We start from the raw sequence: 14,784 nt of genomic DNA on the forward strand, positions 1-14,784 counted from the left end.
AAATTCTGCATACTGAATATATTCGGCGCGACCACGGCGACGATCTCAATCGCCGTCTGTGCCACCGATTTGCAGGACAGCTTTCATGCCCAAGGCGCTCTTTCGCTATCTTCCGATCCTGAGCTGGGCACGGGTCTACACCCGCGACACGGCGACCTCGGATCTCGTGGCGGCGGTGATCGTGACAATCATGCTGATCCCGCAATCCCTTGCCTATGCGCTGCTGGCCGGCCTGCCTCCCGAAATGGGGCTCTACGCCTCGATCCTGCCGCTGGTGGCCTATGCCATCTTCGGCACGTCGCGAGCACTGGCGGTGGGGCCGGTGGCTGTGGTCTCGCTGATGACCGCCACCGCGATAGGCCAGCTCGGCCTCTCCACCCCCGGCGACATCGCGCTGGCCGCCATCACGCTGGCCTTCCTCTCGGGCGTGTTCCTGACGCTGATCGGCATCCTGAAGCTGGGCTTTCTCGCGAACTTCCTGTCGCACCCGGTGATCGCGGGCTTCATCACCGCCTCGGGTGTGCTGATCGCCGCCTCGCAGCTCAAGCACATCCTGGGCATCGACGCGGGCGGGCACACGCTGGTCGAGCTGGGGATCTCGATTGCCCGGCATATCGGCGACACCAATCCGATCACCTTGGGGATCGGCGTCTCGGCCACCGCCTTTCTGTTCTGGGTGCGCAAGGGACTGAAGCCGCTGCTGCGCAAGGCGGGCCTCGGGCCGCGCCTGGCCGACATCCTTGCCAAGGCCGGCCCGGTCGCGGCGGTAGCGGTGACCACGCTCGCCGCCTGGGCCTTCGGTCTTGGCGAACACGGTGTGAGACTGGTGGGCGCGGTGCCGACCGGGCTGCCGCCGCTCTCGGCCCCGTCCTTCGACTTGTCGATGTGGCGGACGCTGCTGCTGCCGGCGGTGCTGATCTCGATCATCGGCTTCGTCGAGTCGGTGTCGGTCGCCCAGACGCTGGCCGCCAAGCGCCGTCAGCGCATCGACCCGGATCAGGAGCTGATCGGGCTTGGCACCTCGAACATCGCCTCGGCGCTCTCGGGCGGCTTCCCGGTCACCGGCGGCTTCTCGCGCTCGGTGGTGAACTTCGATGCCGGCGCCGAGACCCCGGCCGCGGGCGCCTATACCGCCGTGGGCATCGCCATCGCGACGCTGCTGCTCACGCCGCTGCTGTTTTTCCTGCCGCAGGCGACGCTGGCCGCCACCATTATCGTCGCGGTGCTGAGCCTCGTCGATCTCTCGATCCTGAAGAAGACATGGGAGTACAGCCGGGTCGACTTCGCCGCCGTCTCTGCCACCATCGTGCTGACCCTGCTGGCCGGGGTCGAGGTCGGTGTGTCGGCGGGGGTGCTGCTGTCGATCGTCCTGCATCTCTACAAGACCTCGAAGCCGCACGTGGCCGAGGTCGGGCTGGTGCCGGGCACGCAGCACTTCCGCAACGTGTTGCGCCACAAGGTCGACACCCTGCCCGGCGTGCTGACCCTGCGCGTCGACGAGAGCCTCTATTTCGCCAACGCGCGCTTTCTCGAGGATTACGTGCTTGGCCGGGTGGCGGACTGCGAGAATCTGGACCACGTGGTGCTGATGTTCCCCGCGGTGAACGAGGTCGACCACAGCGCGCTCGAGACGCTCGAGGAGCTGAACCGCCGCCTTGCCGAGCAGGGCATCACCCTCCACCTGACCGAGGTGAAGGGGCCGGTGATGGACCGGCTGCAACGCTCACACCTCCTGCACGACCTCTCGGGCCGGGTCTTCCTGTCGCAGTATGACGCGTGGTGTGCGCTAAAGCCGGGCGCGTCCGAAGGGGCCGAGAAGAAAGGCCTCGCGGCCCAGTAGCACCGCAGGCAGGAGCGGCCGCCCGTAGCCGGCGCCGCCGTCGAGGTTGAGCCGGTTGGAATACATCTGGGGCAGGTCGAGCGCGGTATGTCCGTGCACAACGAGCCGTCCGAAATCGCCCGTGTGCTCAAGGAACGGCTTGCGGATCCAGACCAGGTCGTCCTCGACCTGCTGGTCGAGCGGCAGACCCGGGCGCAGCCCGGCATGGACGAAGATCTGCTCCTCGGTCTCGTACATCCTCGGCAGCGCGGCGACCCAGTCGCGATGTGCCTGCGGCACAGCCTGAAGCGCGTCGGCGTGGATCTCCTCGGCGCTGCGGCGCGGGTCCATGTCGACCCCGTAGGAGGCCAGCGTCTTGTCGCCGCCGATCGGCGGGTCGGTATAGAGCAGCGGGCGGCTGACCTGCGGATCCTGATAGGCCGGGTTCTCGAGATAGCGCAGCAGGAAGCGATCATGGTTGCCCATGATGCAGGTCCAGGGCTGGCCCTCGGCCTGCCCCTGCATCAGAAGGTCGATGACGCCCCGGCTGTCGGGGCCGCGATCCACGAAATCTCCGAGAAACACGGTGGGAGCGCCGGCGGCCTCGTCCTTCTGGGTGAGGTCGAGCGCCTTGTTGAGCTCGTCGATCTGGCCGTGAATATCGCCGATCGCGAAAATGGGGTGCATGATGTGGGTCCTTTTCGTCCCCTTCTAGATGCCGCCTGCCGCAGCGCAGCGCAACCGGGCCTCCGGAAAATGTTAGCGCTGATCATTGCCAGCCCTCCCCCGCCAGAACGCAAAACGCCGCCCCGAGGGGCGGCGCTGCGTGCGGTGTCCGGCAGAGACGGGGATCAGACCACGTCGAACTCGAGCGGCTTCACCTGACGGAACAGGCCGGTCGCCTTGAGCGCATCGACCACCGAGGCATCCATCGCCTCGTCGAGATAGGCGATGGCGATGGCCTCACCACCCTGCGCCGAGCGGCCGAGGGTGAAGTTGGCGAGGTTGACCTTGTGCTCGCCCAGCATCGTGCCGAGCTTGCCGATGATGCCCGGCACGTCCTCGTTGGTGGTATAGAGCATGTGCTCGCCGACCTCGGCATCGATGTTGATGCCCTTGATCTGGATGAAGCGCGGCTTGCCATCCGAGAACACGGTGCCGGCGATCGAGCGCTCGCGCTTCTCGGTGGTCACGGCGACCTTGATGTAGCCCTCGAACACGCCGGACTGCTCCTGACGGGTGGTGGCGATCTGGATGCCGCGCTCCTTGGCGATGACCGGCGCGGAGACCATGTTCACCTCGGGGCTGCTGGCCTTCATGATGCCCGCGATCAGCGCGCAGTTCAGCGCCTCGAGGTTCATCGTGGCGGCCTCGCCGTCATAGGTGATGTTGATCGCCTTCACCGCCTCTTCGGTCATCTGGCCGATGAAGCCGCCGAGATGCTCGGCCACCTTGATCCACGGGCCCATGACCTTGGCTTCCTCGGCGGTCACCGACGGCATGTTGAGCGCGTTGCTGACGGCGCCGGTGAGCAAATAGTCCGACATCTGCTCGGCCACCTGCAGGGCGACGTTCTCCTGCGCCTCGGTGGTCGAGGCGCCGAGATGCGGCGTGCAGACCACGTTCGGCAGACCGAAGAGCGGGTTCTCCTTGGCGGGTTCCTCGGCGAACACGTCGAAGGCGGCGCCGGCCACGTGGCCCGACTTGATCAGCTCGGCCAGAGCGGCCTCGTCGACCAGACCGCCACGGGCACAGTTGATGATGCGCACGCCCTTTTTGGTCTTCTCGAGGTTCTCCTTCGAGAGGATGTTGCGGGTGCCGTCGGTCAGCGGCACGTGCAGGGTGATGAAATCGGCGCGGCGCAGCAGCTCGTCGAGCTCGACCTTCTCGACCTGCATCTGCGCGGCCTTCTCTTCCGACAGGAAGGGATCGTAGGCCACGACCTTCATCTTCAGGCCGCGGGCGCGGTCGCAGACGATGCCGCCGATGTTGCCGGCGCCGATCACGCCGAGGGTCTTGGCGGTCAGCTCGGTGCCCATGAAGCGCGATTTCTCCCACTTGCCGGCCTGGGTCGAGGCGTCGGCGGCGGGGATCTGGCGGGCCACGGCGAACATCATCGCGATGGCGTGCTCGGCGGTGGTGATCATGTTGCCGAACGGCGTGTTCATCACGATCACGCCCTTCTTCGAGGCGGCTTCCTTGTCGACGTTGTCGGTGCCGATGCCGGCGCGGCCCACGACCTTGAGGTTGGTGGCGTGCTCGAGGATGGTCGGGGTCACCTTGGTGGCCGAGCGGATGGCGAGGCCGTCATACTGGCCGATCACCTCGGCGAGCTTGTCCTTGTCCTTGCCGAGATCAGGCATGAAATCAACGTCGATGCCGCGGTCGCGGAAGATCTGCACGGCGGTTTCGGAAAGCTTGTCGGAAACGAGAACCTTGGGGGCCATTGGGCTTGTCCTTTGGATATGATGAGAGAACACGGTGGGCGCTCCGGCCCGCTCCGCACTGTCATTCAGGTATTCTTGGGGGGTCGGGTAGGCGCATCGCCCACCCTTTTGGATCACGCGGTCGCGGTCTGCGCTTCGAGCACGTCCTCGAAGGCCCACTTGAGCCAGAGGGTCAGCGCCTCGACATCCGACGCCTCGACGGTGGCACCGCACCAGACGCGCAGGCCGGCGGGAGCATCGCGATACGCGCCGACATCGTAGGCGGCGTTGTAATCCTCGAGCTTCTTGGCCACCGCCTTGGCGAAGGCCGCGCCATCCGCGATGCGGTCATCGGTGAACTTGAGGCACACGCTGGTGTTCGAGCGCGTCGCCGGGTCCACCGCGAGGTTGGCGATCCATTCGTTGCGGTCGCAGAAATCCCAGAGCACCTTGGCGTTGGTGTCGGCGCGCTCCATCAGCGCAGGCAGACCACCGATCTTGCGCGCCCACTCGAGCGCCACGAGGTAGTCCTCGACCGCAAGCATGGACGGCGTGTTGATGGTTTCACCGCGGAAGATGCCGTCGATCAGCTTGCCGCCCTTGGTCAGGCGGAAAATCTTCGGCAGCGGCCACGCGGGGGTGTAGCTTTCCAGACGCTCGACGGCGCGCGGGCTGAGGATCAGCATCCCGTGAGCCGCTTCGCCGCCCATCACCTTCTGCCAGGAGAAGGTAGTCACGTCGAGCTTGTCCCACGGCAGGTCCTGCGCGAAGGCCGCCGAGGTGGCGTCGCAGATCGTCAGGCCCTCGCGGTCGGCGGGGATCTTGTCGCCGTTCGGCACACGCACGCCGGAGGTGGTGCCGTTCCAGGTGAAGACGACGTCGGTGTTGAAGTCGATCTCGGCGAAGTCGACGATCTCGCCGTAATCGGCGGTCTTCACCTCGGCGTCGATCTTGAGCTGCTTGACCACGTCGGTGACCCAGCCTGCGCCAAAGCTCTCCCACGCCACCATGGTGGCCTTGCGGGCGCCGAGCATCGACCACATCGCCATTTCGACGGCGCCGGTGTCGGAGGCCGGCACGATGCCGATCTGGTAGTCAGCGGGGATGTTGAGGATCTCGCGGGTGCCCTCGATCGCCGCTTTCAGCTTGTCCTTGCCGACCTTGGCACGGTGCGAGCGGCCGAGCGGAGCGTCGGCGAGCATGTCCAGCGAATACTGGGGGATCTTGGCACAGGGGCCAGAAGAAAAACGCGGGTTTGCCGGCCGCGTGGACGGGTGCTTGGTAGCCATATCTGCCTAACCTTCCAGATAGATGCCCCTCGTTGGGGAGGGGTGTCCCGCCGCTGGAGCTACGCCCCTCCATCCGACAAAGCAAGCAAATCTTTCTGCCGATTGTGAGGGATATCGCGGCGGCGACCCCGATCCCGGTGCCGAATGCCGCGCCGGGGAAACCGCCGGCGCCCATACGAAACACGCGTTTCCCCAAGGAAATCACGGCCGGCGGCACGGGGCCGAAACCGGCGCATCGGTGCAGCTTTGCGACATGCGATTTCGGCCCTATGCCACACGTCCGGCCCGTCACAGGCGCCTCCGACCATGGGCGGACGCCGCGAATCACCGGCCCGCGCACCGGCCTTTTCTTGCAAGCCCAGCGCTGCGGCGATACAAAGAGGGCCACTCAGGGCAACGGACAGGTCGCATGACTGCGGAAACAACCGACTTCGCCGAGGCGCTACGCGCCGCGGGGCTGCGCGTGACGCAGCAGCGTCTGCGCGTGCTGTCGATCCTGATGCAGGCGCAGGACCATCCCAATGCCGACGAGGTCTTCACCCGTGCCCGCGAGATCGATGGCTCGGTCTCCTTCGCCACCGTCTACCGCACGCTCTCGGCGCTCGAGGAGGCGGGGCTGATCCAGCGGCTCAGCTTCGAGAACGAGCCGGCCCGCTTTGAGGTCATGCCCTCTGCCGATCACGACCACCTTGTCGACATCGACACCGGCGAGGTGATCGAGATCACCAGCGACGAGATCAACCGCCTGCGCGCCGAGCTGGTAGCGCGACTGGGCTACGAGATCGTCAGCCAGCACACCCTGATCCGCGCCCGTCGCAAACCCGACGCCTGAGTTCGCCATGACCGCGCTGATGATCCAGGGCACCGGCTCCAACGTGGGCAAGTCGCTGCTGGTCGCGGGGCTGTGCCGGGCCGCCCGGCGGCGCGGCCTCGACGTGGCGCCGTTCAAGCCGCAGAACATGTCCAACAATGCCGCCGTGACCGCCGATGGCGGCGAGATCGGTCGCGCCCAGGCGCTGCAGGCGCTGGCCTGCGGGCTGGCGCCGCAGTGTGACATGAACCCGGTGCTGCTGAAGCCTCAGACCGACACCGGCGCGCAGGTGGTGGTGCAGGGCAAGCGGGTCGCGACCAGCGAGGCGCGCGATTACGGCGCGCTGAAACCCCGCCTGCTCGGGGCGGTGCTTGAAAGCTTCGCCCGGCTCCGCGCCCGGCACGATCTGGTGATCGTCGAGGGCGCAGGCAGCCCGGCCGAGATCAACCTCCGCCCGCGCGACATCGCCAATATGGGCTTTGCCCGCGCCGCCCAAGTGCCAGTGGTGCTTGCCGGCGATATCGACCGGGGCGGCGTGATCGCGCAGATCGTCGGCACGCAGGCGGTGCTCGACCCGGACGATGCCGCGATGGTGAAGGGCTTCCTCATCAACCGCTTCCGCGGCGACCTCAGGCTCTTTGACGACGGCTTCCGGATGATCGAGGCCCGCACCGGCTGGCCCGGCTTCGGCACCCTGCCTTGGTTCCCGGACGCGTGGAAGCTGCCTGCCGAAGACGCGGTCGACATCCATACTCCGCGTCGGACCGAGGGGCTGCACGTGGTCTGCCTCGCGCTGTCGCGGATCGCCAACTTCGACGATCTCGACCCGCTGGCGCAGGAGCCCGGAGTGCGGCTCACCATGCTGGGGCCGGGACGCGCCATTCCCGGCAACGCGGATCTGGTGATCCTGCCCGGCAGCAAGTCGACCCGCGGCGACCTCGCCTTCCTGCGCGCGCAGGGCTGGGACGTGGACCTCGCCGCGCATGTCCGGCGCGGCGGGCATGTGCTGGGGATCTGCGGTGGATACCAGATGCTTGGCCGCAGCGTCGCCGATCCCGAGGGGATCGAAGGGCCGCCCGGCACGACGCAGGGCCTCGGCCTGCTCGAGATCGACACGGTGATGACCGGCGACAAGCGCCTCACCGAGACCCGAGCCACCCATGCGGCGACCGGTCGGGCATTCCGCGGCTACGAGATCCATATCGGCCGCAGCGACGGCCCGGATCGCGCCCGGCCCTTCGCGCATGTCGCAGGGCAGCCGGAAGGTGCTGCGACCCCCGATGGCCGCATCGCGGGCAGCTACCTGCACGGCATGTTCCGCGACGACGGCTTCCGCGCGGCGTGGCTTGCGGGCTTCGGGGTGCAGAGTGCGGGGCGCTACGACAGCACAGTCGAGGCGGTGCTCGACGGGCTGGCCGAGCACATGGAAGCCCATCTCGACGTGACGGGCCTGCTGGCGCTGGCGCGTTAGCGACCCGGACGGCGCGGACGCGCCGCCCCACACGGCCTTGCCATGACCGGAGCGGCCCCCCCCTGCCCTCGTCACGTCAGCCAGCATCAAGGCGTCTCGCCTGACCCTCCGGGAGTCGACGACAGCCGCGGCGACGATGTCGCACCGAAAAAACCGGCGCGACGCCCTCATCACCGCGACGATGCGTGTCCCGCTAAGACCTCAAGAGAGACAGAACAGGCGCGGGCCGCATGGCCCGCCCCGCCCGCCGTCCGCTGCCGCCCGGTCAGGCCCAGCTCATGCCCTCGAACCCCTCGCGGAAGGCGAAGCGCTTGAGGTGGTCGTCGATGACGGAGCGCGCGCGCGCGAGGCCCTCTTCGGTCTCGGCGCTGATCTCCACCTGCAGCGCCTCGGCGCTGGCGCTGAGACGCGCCGGCCCCGCCGGCAGCGCGGCGCGCCCCTGTGTTTCGTCGTACTCCACCGCCACCTTGTGCGCGAAGTGCTTACAGAGCTGCTGAAGGTATTTCGACGCGTTCGGCGTCTGGAACGTGCCGGTTTGGTGCAGGGTCATCGCGGGCCTCCAAAAGTTGATAATTTAGGTCAACTACAGCATTGCAGGCCGGAGAAACAATCCGTTATCAGGGGATCAGCCTCGCGAAGCCGGCCGACGCCATGCCACGCACCCATCCATCACCGGGAGTGTTCTCATGCGTCCTATGCTGTTTGCCGGGCTTCTTGCCTGCACCTTCTCTGCCCCTGCCCTTGCCGAAACTGTCACCGTCGAGACCGCCGTCGGCGCGACGGAGGTGCCCGCGCGGCCCGAATCCGTCGTCGTCTTCGATGCCGCCGCGGTCGACACCATCGCCGCCCTCGGCCAGCCGATCGCCGGCCTGCCCAGCCCGCTCTACCTTGACGGAATCGACGCGGCGAAGGCCTCGGCCGAGGTGGTCGGCACCCTGTTCGAGCCGGATTTCGAGGCGCTCGCGGTGATGCAGCCCGACCTCATCGTTGTCGGCGGGCGGTCCTCCGAGCAGCGCGCGCCGCTGAGCCAGATCGCCCCTACGATCGACATGACGATCTGGGGTGAGGACATGGTGGCACAGGCGCGCGACCGGATCGCCGCCTACGGCACCCTGTTCGGCAAGGAGGACGCGGCGGCCCAGCTGACCGAGACGCTCGACGCCAAGATCGAGGCGGCCCGCGCCGCCGTCGCCGGCAAGGGCGACGGACTCATCCTGCTGACCAATGGCGGCAAGATCTCGGCCTATGGTGCCAACAGCCGCTTCGGCTGGCTGCACGGCGCGCTCGATCTTCCCGAGGCGCATCCGGGCCTGTCGGACGACACCCACGGACAGGCGATCTCGTTCGAGTTCATCGCCGAGACCGATCCGGACTGGCTGCTGGTGATCGACCGCGCCGCCGCCATCGGCGCCGATGGCGAGGCCGCCGCCGCGACCCTCGACAACCCGCTCGTGGCGCGCAGCACCGCCGCGCAGGAAGGCCAGATCGTCTATCTCGACGCCGCGCCCCTGTACATCTCGGGCGGCGGCGCCAGCTCGATGATGCACACGCTCGACGAGATCATCTCGGCCTTCGGCGCCGACAGCGAGAGCTGATCAAAGTTGCGCCTCTGGACCCTCACCTTTGCCCTGCTGGCCGCGCTCGTCGTGGTCAGCCTGTCGCTCGGCGCGGCCTCGTTCGGCGATGATGCCGGGTGGCTGCTGATGGTGAGCCGCATCCCCCGCACCGCCGCGGCGCTGCTCGCCGGGGCGGGGCTCGCGCTGGCGGGGGTGGTGGTTCAGCAGGTGGTGCAGAACCGGCTGGTCGAACCCTCCCTCACCGGCGCGCCGGAGGCGTCGATGCTGGGGCTTCTGGCGGTGACGCTGATCGTGCCGGGCATGGCGGTGGCCGGAAAGATGCTGATCGCGGCGGCCTCGGCGCTTCTGGGCATGATCGGCTACCTCGCGCTTGCGGCGCGTCTGCCGCGCGAGGACCCGATGCTGCTGCCCATCGTGGGCATCGTCTATGGCGGCATCATCGGCGCGGTCTGCGTCTACATCGCCTGGGCGACCGACCTGATGCAGTTCCTTGGCGCGTGGCAACTGGGCGAGTTCTCGGGCGTGATGATCGGGCGCTACGAGTGGCTCTGGGCGATCGCGGCGCTGGCGGTGCTCCTATACGTCATCGCCGACCGCATCACCATTCTCGGGCTCGGCGAGGCGCAGGCCCGCAGCCTCGGGCTCGACTATGCGCAGACCCGCGCGCTGGGTTTGGTGGTGGTGTCGGTGATCACCGCGCTGGTGCTGGTCACCGTGGGCGGCTTTCCCTTCGTCGGCCTCGTGGCGCCGAACCTCATCGCGCGCTGGCGTGGCGACAACCTGCGCGCCAACCTGCCGCTGATCGCGGTGGGCGGCGGCCTGCTGCTGCTGACCGCCGACATCATCGGGCGCGCCATCCGCTACCCGTTCGAGATCCCCGCCGCCACCGTCGTCGCGGTGTTCGGCGCCGGTGTCTTCCTCTGGCTGCTGCACGCGGCCCCGGCGCGCCGTCATGGCTGAGCGGCGCGTCCTCTGGCTTGCGCTTGCCCTTCTGGTTCTGTGCGGCGCCTTCCTTGCGTGGCACCTGCGCGCGCCGATGGGTTTCATCCTCGGGCTGCGCGCCGCGAAGCTCGGCGCGCTGGTCTGTGTCGGCGCGGCCACCGGCGCCGCGACGGTGCTGTTCCAGACCGTCGCCGGCAACCGGCTGCTGACCCCGGGCCTCGTGGGCTTCGACGCGCTCTTCGTGCTGATGCAGACGCTCCTCGTCCTGCTGCTGGGCGGCGTCGGGGCGGCGGCGATCCCCGCCGGGCCGCGCTTCCTGATGGAGGTCGCTGCCCTCGGTGCGGCTTCGGTGGCGCTCTTCGGCCTGCTGCTGCGGCGCGATGCGCGCGACATCACCCGGATGATCCTCACGGGGATCATCCTTGGCGTGCTGCTGCGCGGGCTGGCAAGCATGGTGCAGCGGCTGATGGACCCGTCGGATTTCGCCGTCGTGCAACAGGCGATGTTCGCCAGCTTCGGACGGGTCGACCCGCAGCAGCTGGCGTTCTCGGCGGTGGTGCTGCTGGCGGCGCTGGCGGTCGCGCTGCGCATGGCCCCGGCGCTGGACGTGGCGGGCCTTGGGCGAGACACCGCCCGCGGGCTGGGGCTCGACCACGACCGCGTGGTGATGACGGCGCTGCTGCTGATGGCGGCGATGGTCTCGGTCGCGACGGCGCTGGTCGGGCCGATCACATTCCTCGGCCTGCTGACCGCCAGCCTCGCGCGGCAGGTCACCGGCAGCCACCGCCATGCCGTCCTGCTGCCCGCCGCCGCCATTCTGGGCGCGCTGATCCTCGTCGCCGGGCAGTTCCTGTTCGAGCGCCTGATGGGCAGCCAGTCGGCGCTGGCGGTGATCGTCGAGTTCTTCGGCGGGCTGGTGTTCCTCTTCCTCGTGCTGAAACGGAGACGTCGATGATCGAGATTTCCTCGCTGAGCTACCATGCCGGACCGACCCCGATCCTGCACGAGATCTCGACCCGGATCGAGAGCGGCGGCATCACCGCGCTGATCGGCCCCAACGGTGCCGGCAAGTCGACCCTGCTGCACTGCATCTCGGGGCTGGAAACGCCGTCGGTGGGCAGCGTGCGGATCAACGGGATCGACCCGTTCTCCGTGCCGCACCGGCAGCGCGCCCGCACGGTGGCGCTGCTGCAGCAATCGCCGGCGCTGGTCAGCCGGCTGCGGGTGCGCGAGCTGGTGAGCTTCGGGCGCTGGCCGCACCATCAGGGCCGGCCGCGCCGCGAGGACGAGGAGGCGGTGGACCGGGCGCTCGTGGCCTTCGCGCTGTCCGATCTGGCCGAGCGCACCATCGACACGCTGTCCGGCGGTCAGCGCCAGCGCGCCTTCATTGCCATGACCTACGCGCAGGACACGCCGTGGATGCTGCTCGACGAGCCGCTCAACGCGCTCGACCCGCGCCATGCGCGCGACCTGATGGCCCGGCTGCACGGGCTGTCGCGCGACGGGACGCGCAGCATCGTCATCGTGCTACACGACATCAACGCCGCGGCCGGCTGGGCGGACCATATCGTGGCGATGAAGGACGGGCGGATCGTGGCGCAGGACGAGAGTGCGGCGGTGCTCACTGAAGATACACTGCGCGACGTGTTCGACACGCCGTTCGAGCTGTTGCACCATAAGGGCCGGCCCGTGGTGGTGGCGCGGTAAAGGGCACGCGCGGGGGCTTGGGTCACGCGAGCCCATGTTAGATCGCGCGCCTTGTATGATTTGGGCGCCGCCTCACCCGCAGTTGATGAGACGTGACCCGCGCAACGGATCGCGCGGGTTTCCTTTCGCGGCAGGCCGGCCAAGTCTTGGGATATGCAAACCGCAGGACCCTCGCCCATGCTGTCGCGCCGCACTTTTGCCTTCGCCCTCGCCGGAGGCCTTGCCGCGCCGTCGCTCCTGCGCGCGCAGCAGGGCACCGACGCGATCCGCGATCTCGCGACCAATCTCGAGCAGCTGCATTCGATCCAGGTCCGACGCGGCGACGAGACGCTGCTGGCCGAGGCGCCGCGCGGCCCGGGTCTGGCCCGCGTCGCCAATATCAAGTCCTGCTCGAAGAGCCTGCTGGCGCTGATCCTCGGCGCAGTGATCGACGCGGGTGGCATCGAGAGCGTCGAGGCCCGGCTCGGCGATGTCGCCCCCGTCCTGATCCCCGCAGGCGCCACCGAGGGCGTCGAAGATCTCACGATGCGCGATCTCGTCACCCTGCGCGCCGGGCTCGAGCGCACTTCGGGCGCGAATTACGGCGCATGGGTCAGTGAGTCGAATTGGGTCGCCTACGTGCTGCGCCAGCCGCGCGTGGCCGAGAACGGTGGCCCGATGATCTATTCCACCGGCACCACGCATGTCCTGGGCGCCGCGATCGCCACCGCCACCGGCGACAGCCTGCTGACGCTGGCGCGGCGCCACCTCGGCACGCCGCTCGGCGTCTCGATCCCGCCCTGGACCCGCGACCCGCAGGGTTTCTACTTCGGCGGCAATGAAATGGCGCTGACGCCGGAGGCGATGCTGCGCGTGGCCGTCGCGATGCGCGACGGTGGACGCTACGAGGGCACGCAGGTGCTGCCCGCCGACTGGGTCGCCGCCTCGCAGGAGGCCCGCACCCGCTCGCGCTGGTCGGGGCTTGGCTATGGTTACGGCTGGTTCCTGAGCGACAGCGGCTGGACCCTCGGGCGCGGCTATGGCGGTCAGATCATCGCCGCCCACCCGGAGCGCGACCTCGCCGTCGCCATCACGTCCGACCCGACCCGGCCCGCGCGCTCGGACGGCTATTTCGGCGACCTGATGAGGCTGCTCAACGGCCCGATTCTCGCGCTCGGCTGAGCTTGCAGGCCGACGCAGAGGGCGAAATCGCGCTTGGATGATCTTCCGTGGCGGAGTGCGCGTTGCTAGGGCGCCATCCTCTCCGGCACGATTCTGCGTGGCAGTCTCAGCCTTGCCGAGGGGCGAGTCGCCCGCCACCCCGTGCCCTTTCAAAGCAAGGCGGCGACTTCCCCGTCTCGGCCCCGAATCCATTCAGGAACGGTGGCGCCTGCCCCATGCCGCCTCACCGATGCGGACAGGCGGACGTGAAGGGCCTGCCCGACCGTCAGGTCGAGCAGGCCCTTCGAACGTCCAAAGTGGCGTGTTCAGGCCCGGCTCGGCGGGAAGCGCACGACGTTCACGAGATACGGGTCGCTTTCGATCTCGGCCCGCTGTGTCGCGGGGTCGCGCGTCAGCACGCCTGCCCCAAGCACGAGCGCGATGAACGGTGTGGCGATCAGAAGGCCGATTCCAAGGCCGACGATGAAAAGCATCATGTTGAGTTCCTCCCTAAGGGGAACGGTAGCACGGATCTGTCGTGACACAATGCCGCATGTTGCCGGTTGGGCTTGCAATTTTCGATTTCGCATCGCGCTGCAGCGCAGCAAAAATCCCGGCCCCGCGTTGTGCGGAACCGGGATGCAAATGCTCATGAAACAGGCCGGAACGCCCGCTGTCAGCCGACGATCAGCTGCTTCAGCTTGAGGGCTTCGTATTCCAGCGCCGTCAGGCGGTAGTTCACCACGTCGCCGATCGAGATCATGCCGACCAGCGCCCCCTCTTCCATCACCGGGAGGTGGCGGAACCGGCCATCGTTCATGCGGCGCAGCACCACAACGATGGTTTCGTCGGGGGTGCAGGTCTCGACCTTGGTGGTCATCAGCTCCTCGACGCGCTGCGGCAGGGTCTGGCCCGGGGTATCGGCCAGGCGCCGCACGATGTCGCGCTCGGACAGGATCCCGACCAGGGCGCCCTGCGGGTCCTTCACCAGAAGCGCGCCGATGCGCTTGTCCCGCAGGACTTCGACGGCCTTGCCGATGGTGTCCTGGGGCTGGATCCAGACCACGTCGTCGCCCTTGTCGTCGAGCACGTGGCGCACCGTCGCCTCGGCGGCGGAGAGATTCGTGTCGACGGTCTGGCTCATGGTCCGTTCGTGATCGTCGTCGCCGACGGTGTGGGGCTGGTATGATGCAGGCATGGCGTGACCTCCCTTGATCCTGTTTCAGGTTAGTGCAATCAGCTCATCTGTAAACGCGCTTGTTTCTGAGAGGTTGCAGATTGCCCGAGCTGATGCTCACCCCCGCCAGTGCCACGATGCTGTTCGTGATCGCCTGTCTCGCCGGCTATCGCTACCGGGCCGTCTGGAAGGCGGAGGGCCCAGCGTGGCAGCTGTGGCTGTTCGGGATCGTGGCCGCCGGGTGCCTGCTGACGCTGGGCTTCGTGCCGATGACCGAGGGCTGAGCGCTGGTCGGATCCTGTCGCCCTGTCGCCCTGTCGCCCTGTCGCCCTGTCGCCCTGTCGCCCTGTCGCCCTGTCGCCCTGTCGCCCTGTCGCCCTGTCGCCCTGTCGCCCTGTCGCCCTGTCGCCCTGTCGCCCTGTCGA

At 68.1% G+C, this 14,784-nt stretch carries 15 protein-coding genes; 9 read left to right on the top strand and 6 right to left on the bottom strand.

All coding sequences use genetic code 11. The features are described 5' to 3' along the window. Positions 1 to 85 precede the first annotated feature (85 nt). Positions 86 to 1,840, top strand: coding sequence for a SulP family inorganic anion transporter (locus LCM15_RS16680; RefSeq protein WP_224858389.1), 1,755 nt, complete (start codon positions 86 to 88; stop codon positions 1,838 to 1,840). Here the strand turns inward: LCM15_RS16680 and LCM15_RS16685 are convergent. The 3 genes from LCM15_RS16685 to LCM15_RS16695 all read right to left on the bottom strand — a co-directional run bounded on the left by LCM15_RS16685 (position 1,787) and on the right by LCM15_RS16695 (position 5,534). Then, positions 1,787 to 2,506, bottom strand: coding sequence for a metallophosphoesterase family protein (locus tag LCM15_RS16685; protein WP_224858391.1), 720 nt, complete (start codon positions 2,504 to 2,506; stop codon positions 1,787 to 1,789). The two genes, LCM15_RS16680 and LCM15_RS16685, sit on opposite strands and share 54 nt — an antisense overlap. Positions 2,507 to 2,670: 164 nt before the next feature. Continuing rightward, positions 2,671 to 4,266 carry a phosphoglycerate dehydrogenase gene (gene serA, locus LCM15_RS16690; protein ID WP_224858393.1) on the bottom strand — a complete coding sequence of 532 codons (1,596 nt, stop codon included), beginning with the start codon at positions 4,264 to 4,266 and terminating at the stop codon, positions 2,671 to 2,673. A gap of 113 nt (positions 4,267 to 4,379) precedes the next feature. Beyond that, positions 4,380 to 5,534: a phosphoserine transaminase gene (locus LCM15_RS16695; RefSeq protein ID WP_224858395.1), complete on the bottom strand. Its 1,155-nt coding sequence runs from the start codon at positions 5,532 to 5,534 to the stop codon at positions 4,380 to 4,382. Between the two features lie 409 nt (positions 5,535 to 5,943). On the opposite strand from LCM15_RS16695, the gene LCM15_RS16700 reads away from it, so the two are divergent. Continuing rightward, positions 5,944 to 6,366 (top strand): Fur family transcriptional regulator, encoded by a 423-nt coding sequence (locus LCM15_RS16700; RefSeq protein ID WP_007796574.1) that lies wholly within the window; start codon positions 5,944 to 5,946, stop codon positions 6,364 to 6,366. Positions 6,367 to 6,373: 7 nt separating this feature from the next. Beyond that, a complete protein-coding gene (locus LCM15_RS16705; protein WP_224858397.1) occupies positions 6,374 to 7,816 on the top strand; it encodes a cobyric acid synthase in 1,443 nt (480 codons plus the stop codon). A 265-nt stretch (positions 7,817 to 8,081) separates the two neighbouring features. On the opposite strand, the gene LCM15_RS16710 is transcribed toward LCM15_RS16705, so the two are convergent. Then, positions 8,082 to 8,366, bottom strand: a complete 285-nt coding sequence (locus LCM15_RS16710; protein WP_224858399.1) for a DUF2218 domain-containing protein — start codon at positions 8,364 to 8,366, stop codon at positions 8,082 to 8,084. Positions 8,367 to 8,502: 136 nt separating this feature from the next. Here LCM15_RS16710 and LCM15_RS16715 point away from each other — a divergent pair, with 136 nt between their 5' ends. The 5 genes from LCM15_RS16715 (at position 8,503) to LCM15_RS16735 (ending at position 13,203) form a co-directional block, all read left to right on the top strand. Continuing rightward, entirely contained in the window at positions 8,503 to 9,411 is a 909-nt protein-coding gene (locus tag LCM15_RS16715) for a siderophore ABC transporter substrate-binding protein (RefSeq protein WP_224858401.1), read from the top strand. Between the two features lie 6 nt (positions 9,412 to 9,417). Beyond that, on the top strand, positions 9,418 to 10,353 hold the full coding sequence (locus tag LCM15_RS16720; RefSeq protein WP_224858403.1) for an iron chelate uptake ABC transporter family permease subunit: 936 nt from the start codon (positions 9,418 to 9,420) through the stop codon (positions 10,351 to 10,353). Further along, positions 10,346 to 11,290, top strand: a complete 945-nt coding sequence (locus LCM15_RS16725) for an iron chelate uptake ABC transporter family permease subunit (RefSeq protein WP_224858405.1) — start codon at positions 10,346 to 10,348, stop codon at positions 11,288 to 11,290. Before LCM15_RS16720 ends, LCM15_RS16725 begins: the two co-directional genes overlap by 8 nt. After that, a complete protein-coding gene (locus LCM15_RS16730; protein WP_224858407.1) occupies positions 11,287 to 12,042 on the top strand; it encodes an ABC transporter ATP-binding protein in 756 nt (251 codons plus the stop codon). The genes LCM15_RS16725 and LCM15_RS16730 overlap by 4 nt, the downstream gene beginning before the upstream one ends. Before the next feature lie 177 nt (positions 12,043 to 12,219). Further along, positions 12,220 to 13,203, top strand: coding sequence for a serine hydrolase domain-containing protein (locus LCM15_RS16735; RefSeq protein WP_224858409.1), 984 nt, complete (start codon positions 12,220 to 12,222; stop codon positions 13,201 to 13,203). 305 nt (positions 13,204 to 13,508) lie between these two features. On the opposite strand, the gene LCM15_RS16740 is transcribed toward LCM15_RS16735, so the two are convergent. Then, positions 13,509 to 13,679 carry a hypothetical protein gene (locus LCM15_RS16740; RefSeq protein WP_224858410.1) on the bottom strand — a complete coding sequence of 57 codons (171 nt, stop codon included), beginning with the start codon at positions 13,677 to 13,679 and terminating at the stop codon, positions 13,509 to 13,511. Positions 13,680 to 13,858: 179 nt separating this feature from the next. Then, on the bottom strand, positions 13,859 to 14,380 hold the full coding sequence (locus tag LCM15_RS16745; protein WP_224858411.1) for a CBS domain-containing protein: 522 nt from the start codon (positions 14,378 to 14,380) through the stop codon (positions 13,859 to 13,861). A gap of 80 nt (positions 14,381 to 14,460) precedes the next feature. Between LCM15_RS16745 and LCM15_RS16750 the strand changes: the two genes are divergently transcribed. Continuing rightward, positions 14,461 to 14,643 (top strand): hypothetical protein, encoded by a 183-nt coding sequence (locus LCM15_RS16750; protein ID WP_224858413.1) that lies wholly within the window; start codon positions 14,461 to 14,463, stop codon positions 14,641 to 14,643. Positions 14,644 to 14,784: the final 141 nt, after the last annotated feature.

Origin of the sequence: Salipiger bermudensis, assembly GCF_020171625.1 — a bacterium.
Lineage (GTDB): Bacteria > Pseudomonadota > Alphaproteobacteria > Rhodobacterales > Rhodobacteraceae > Salipiger > Salipiger bermudensis_B.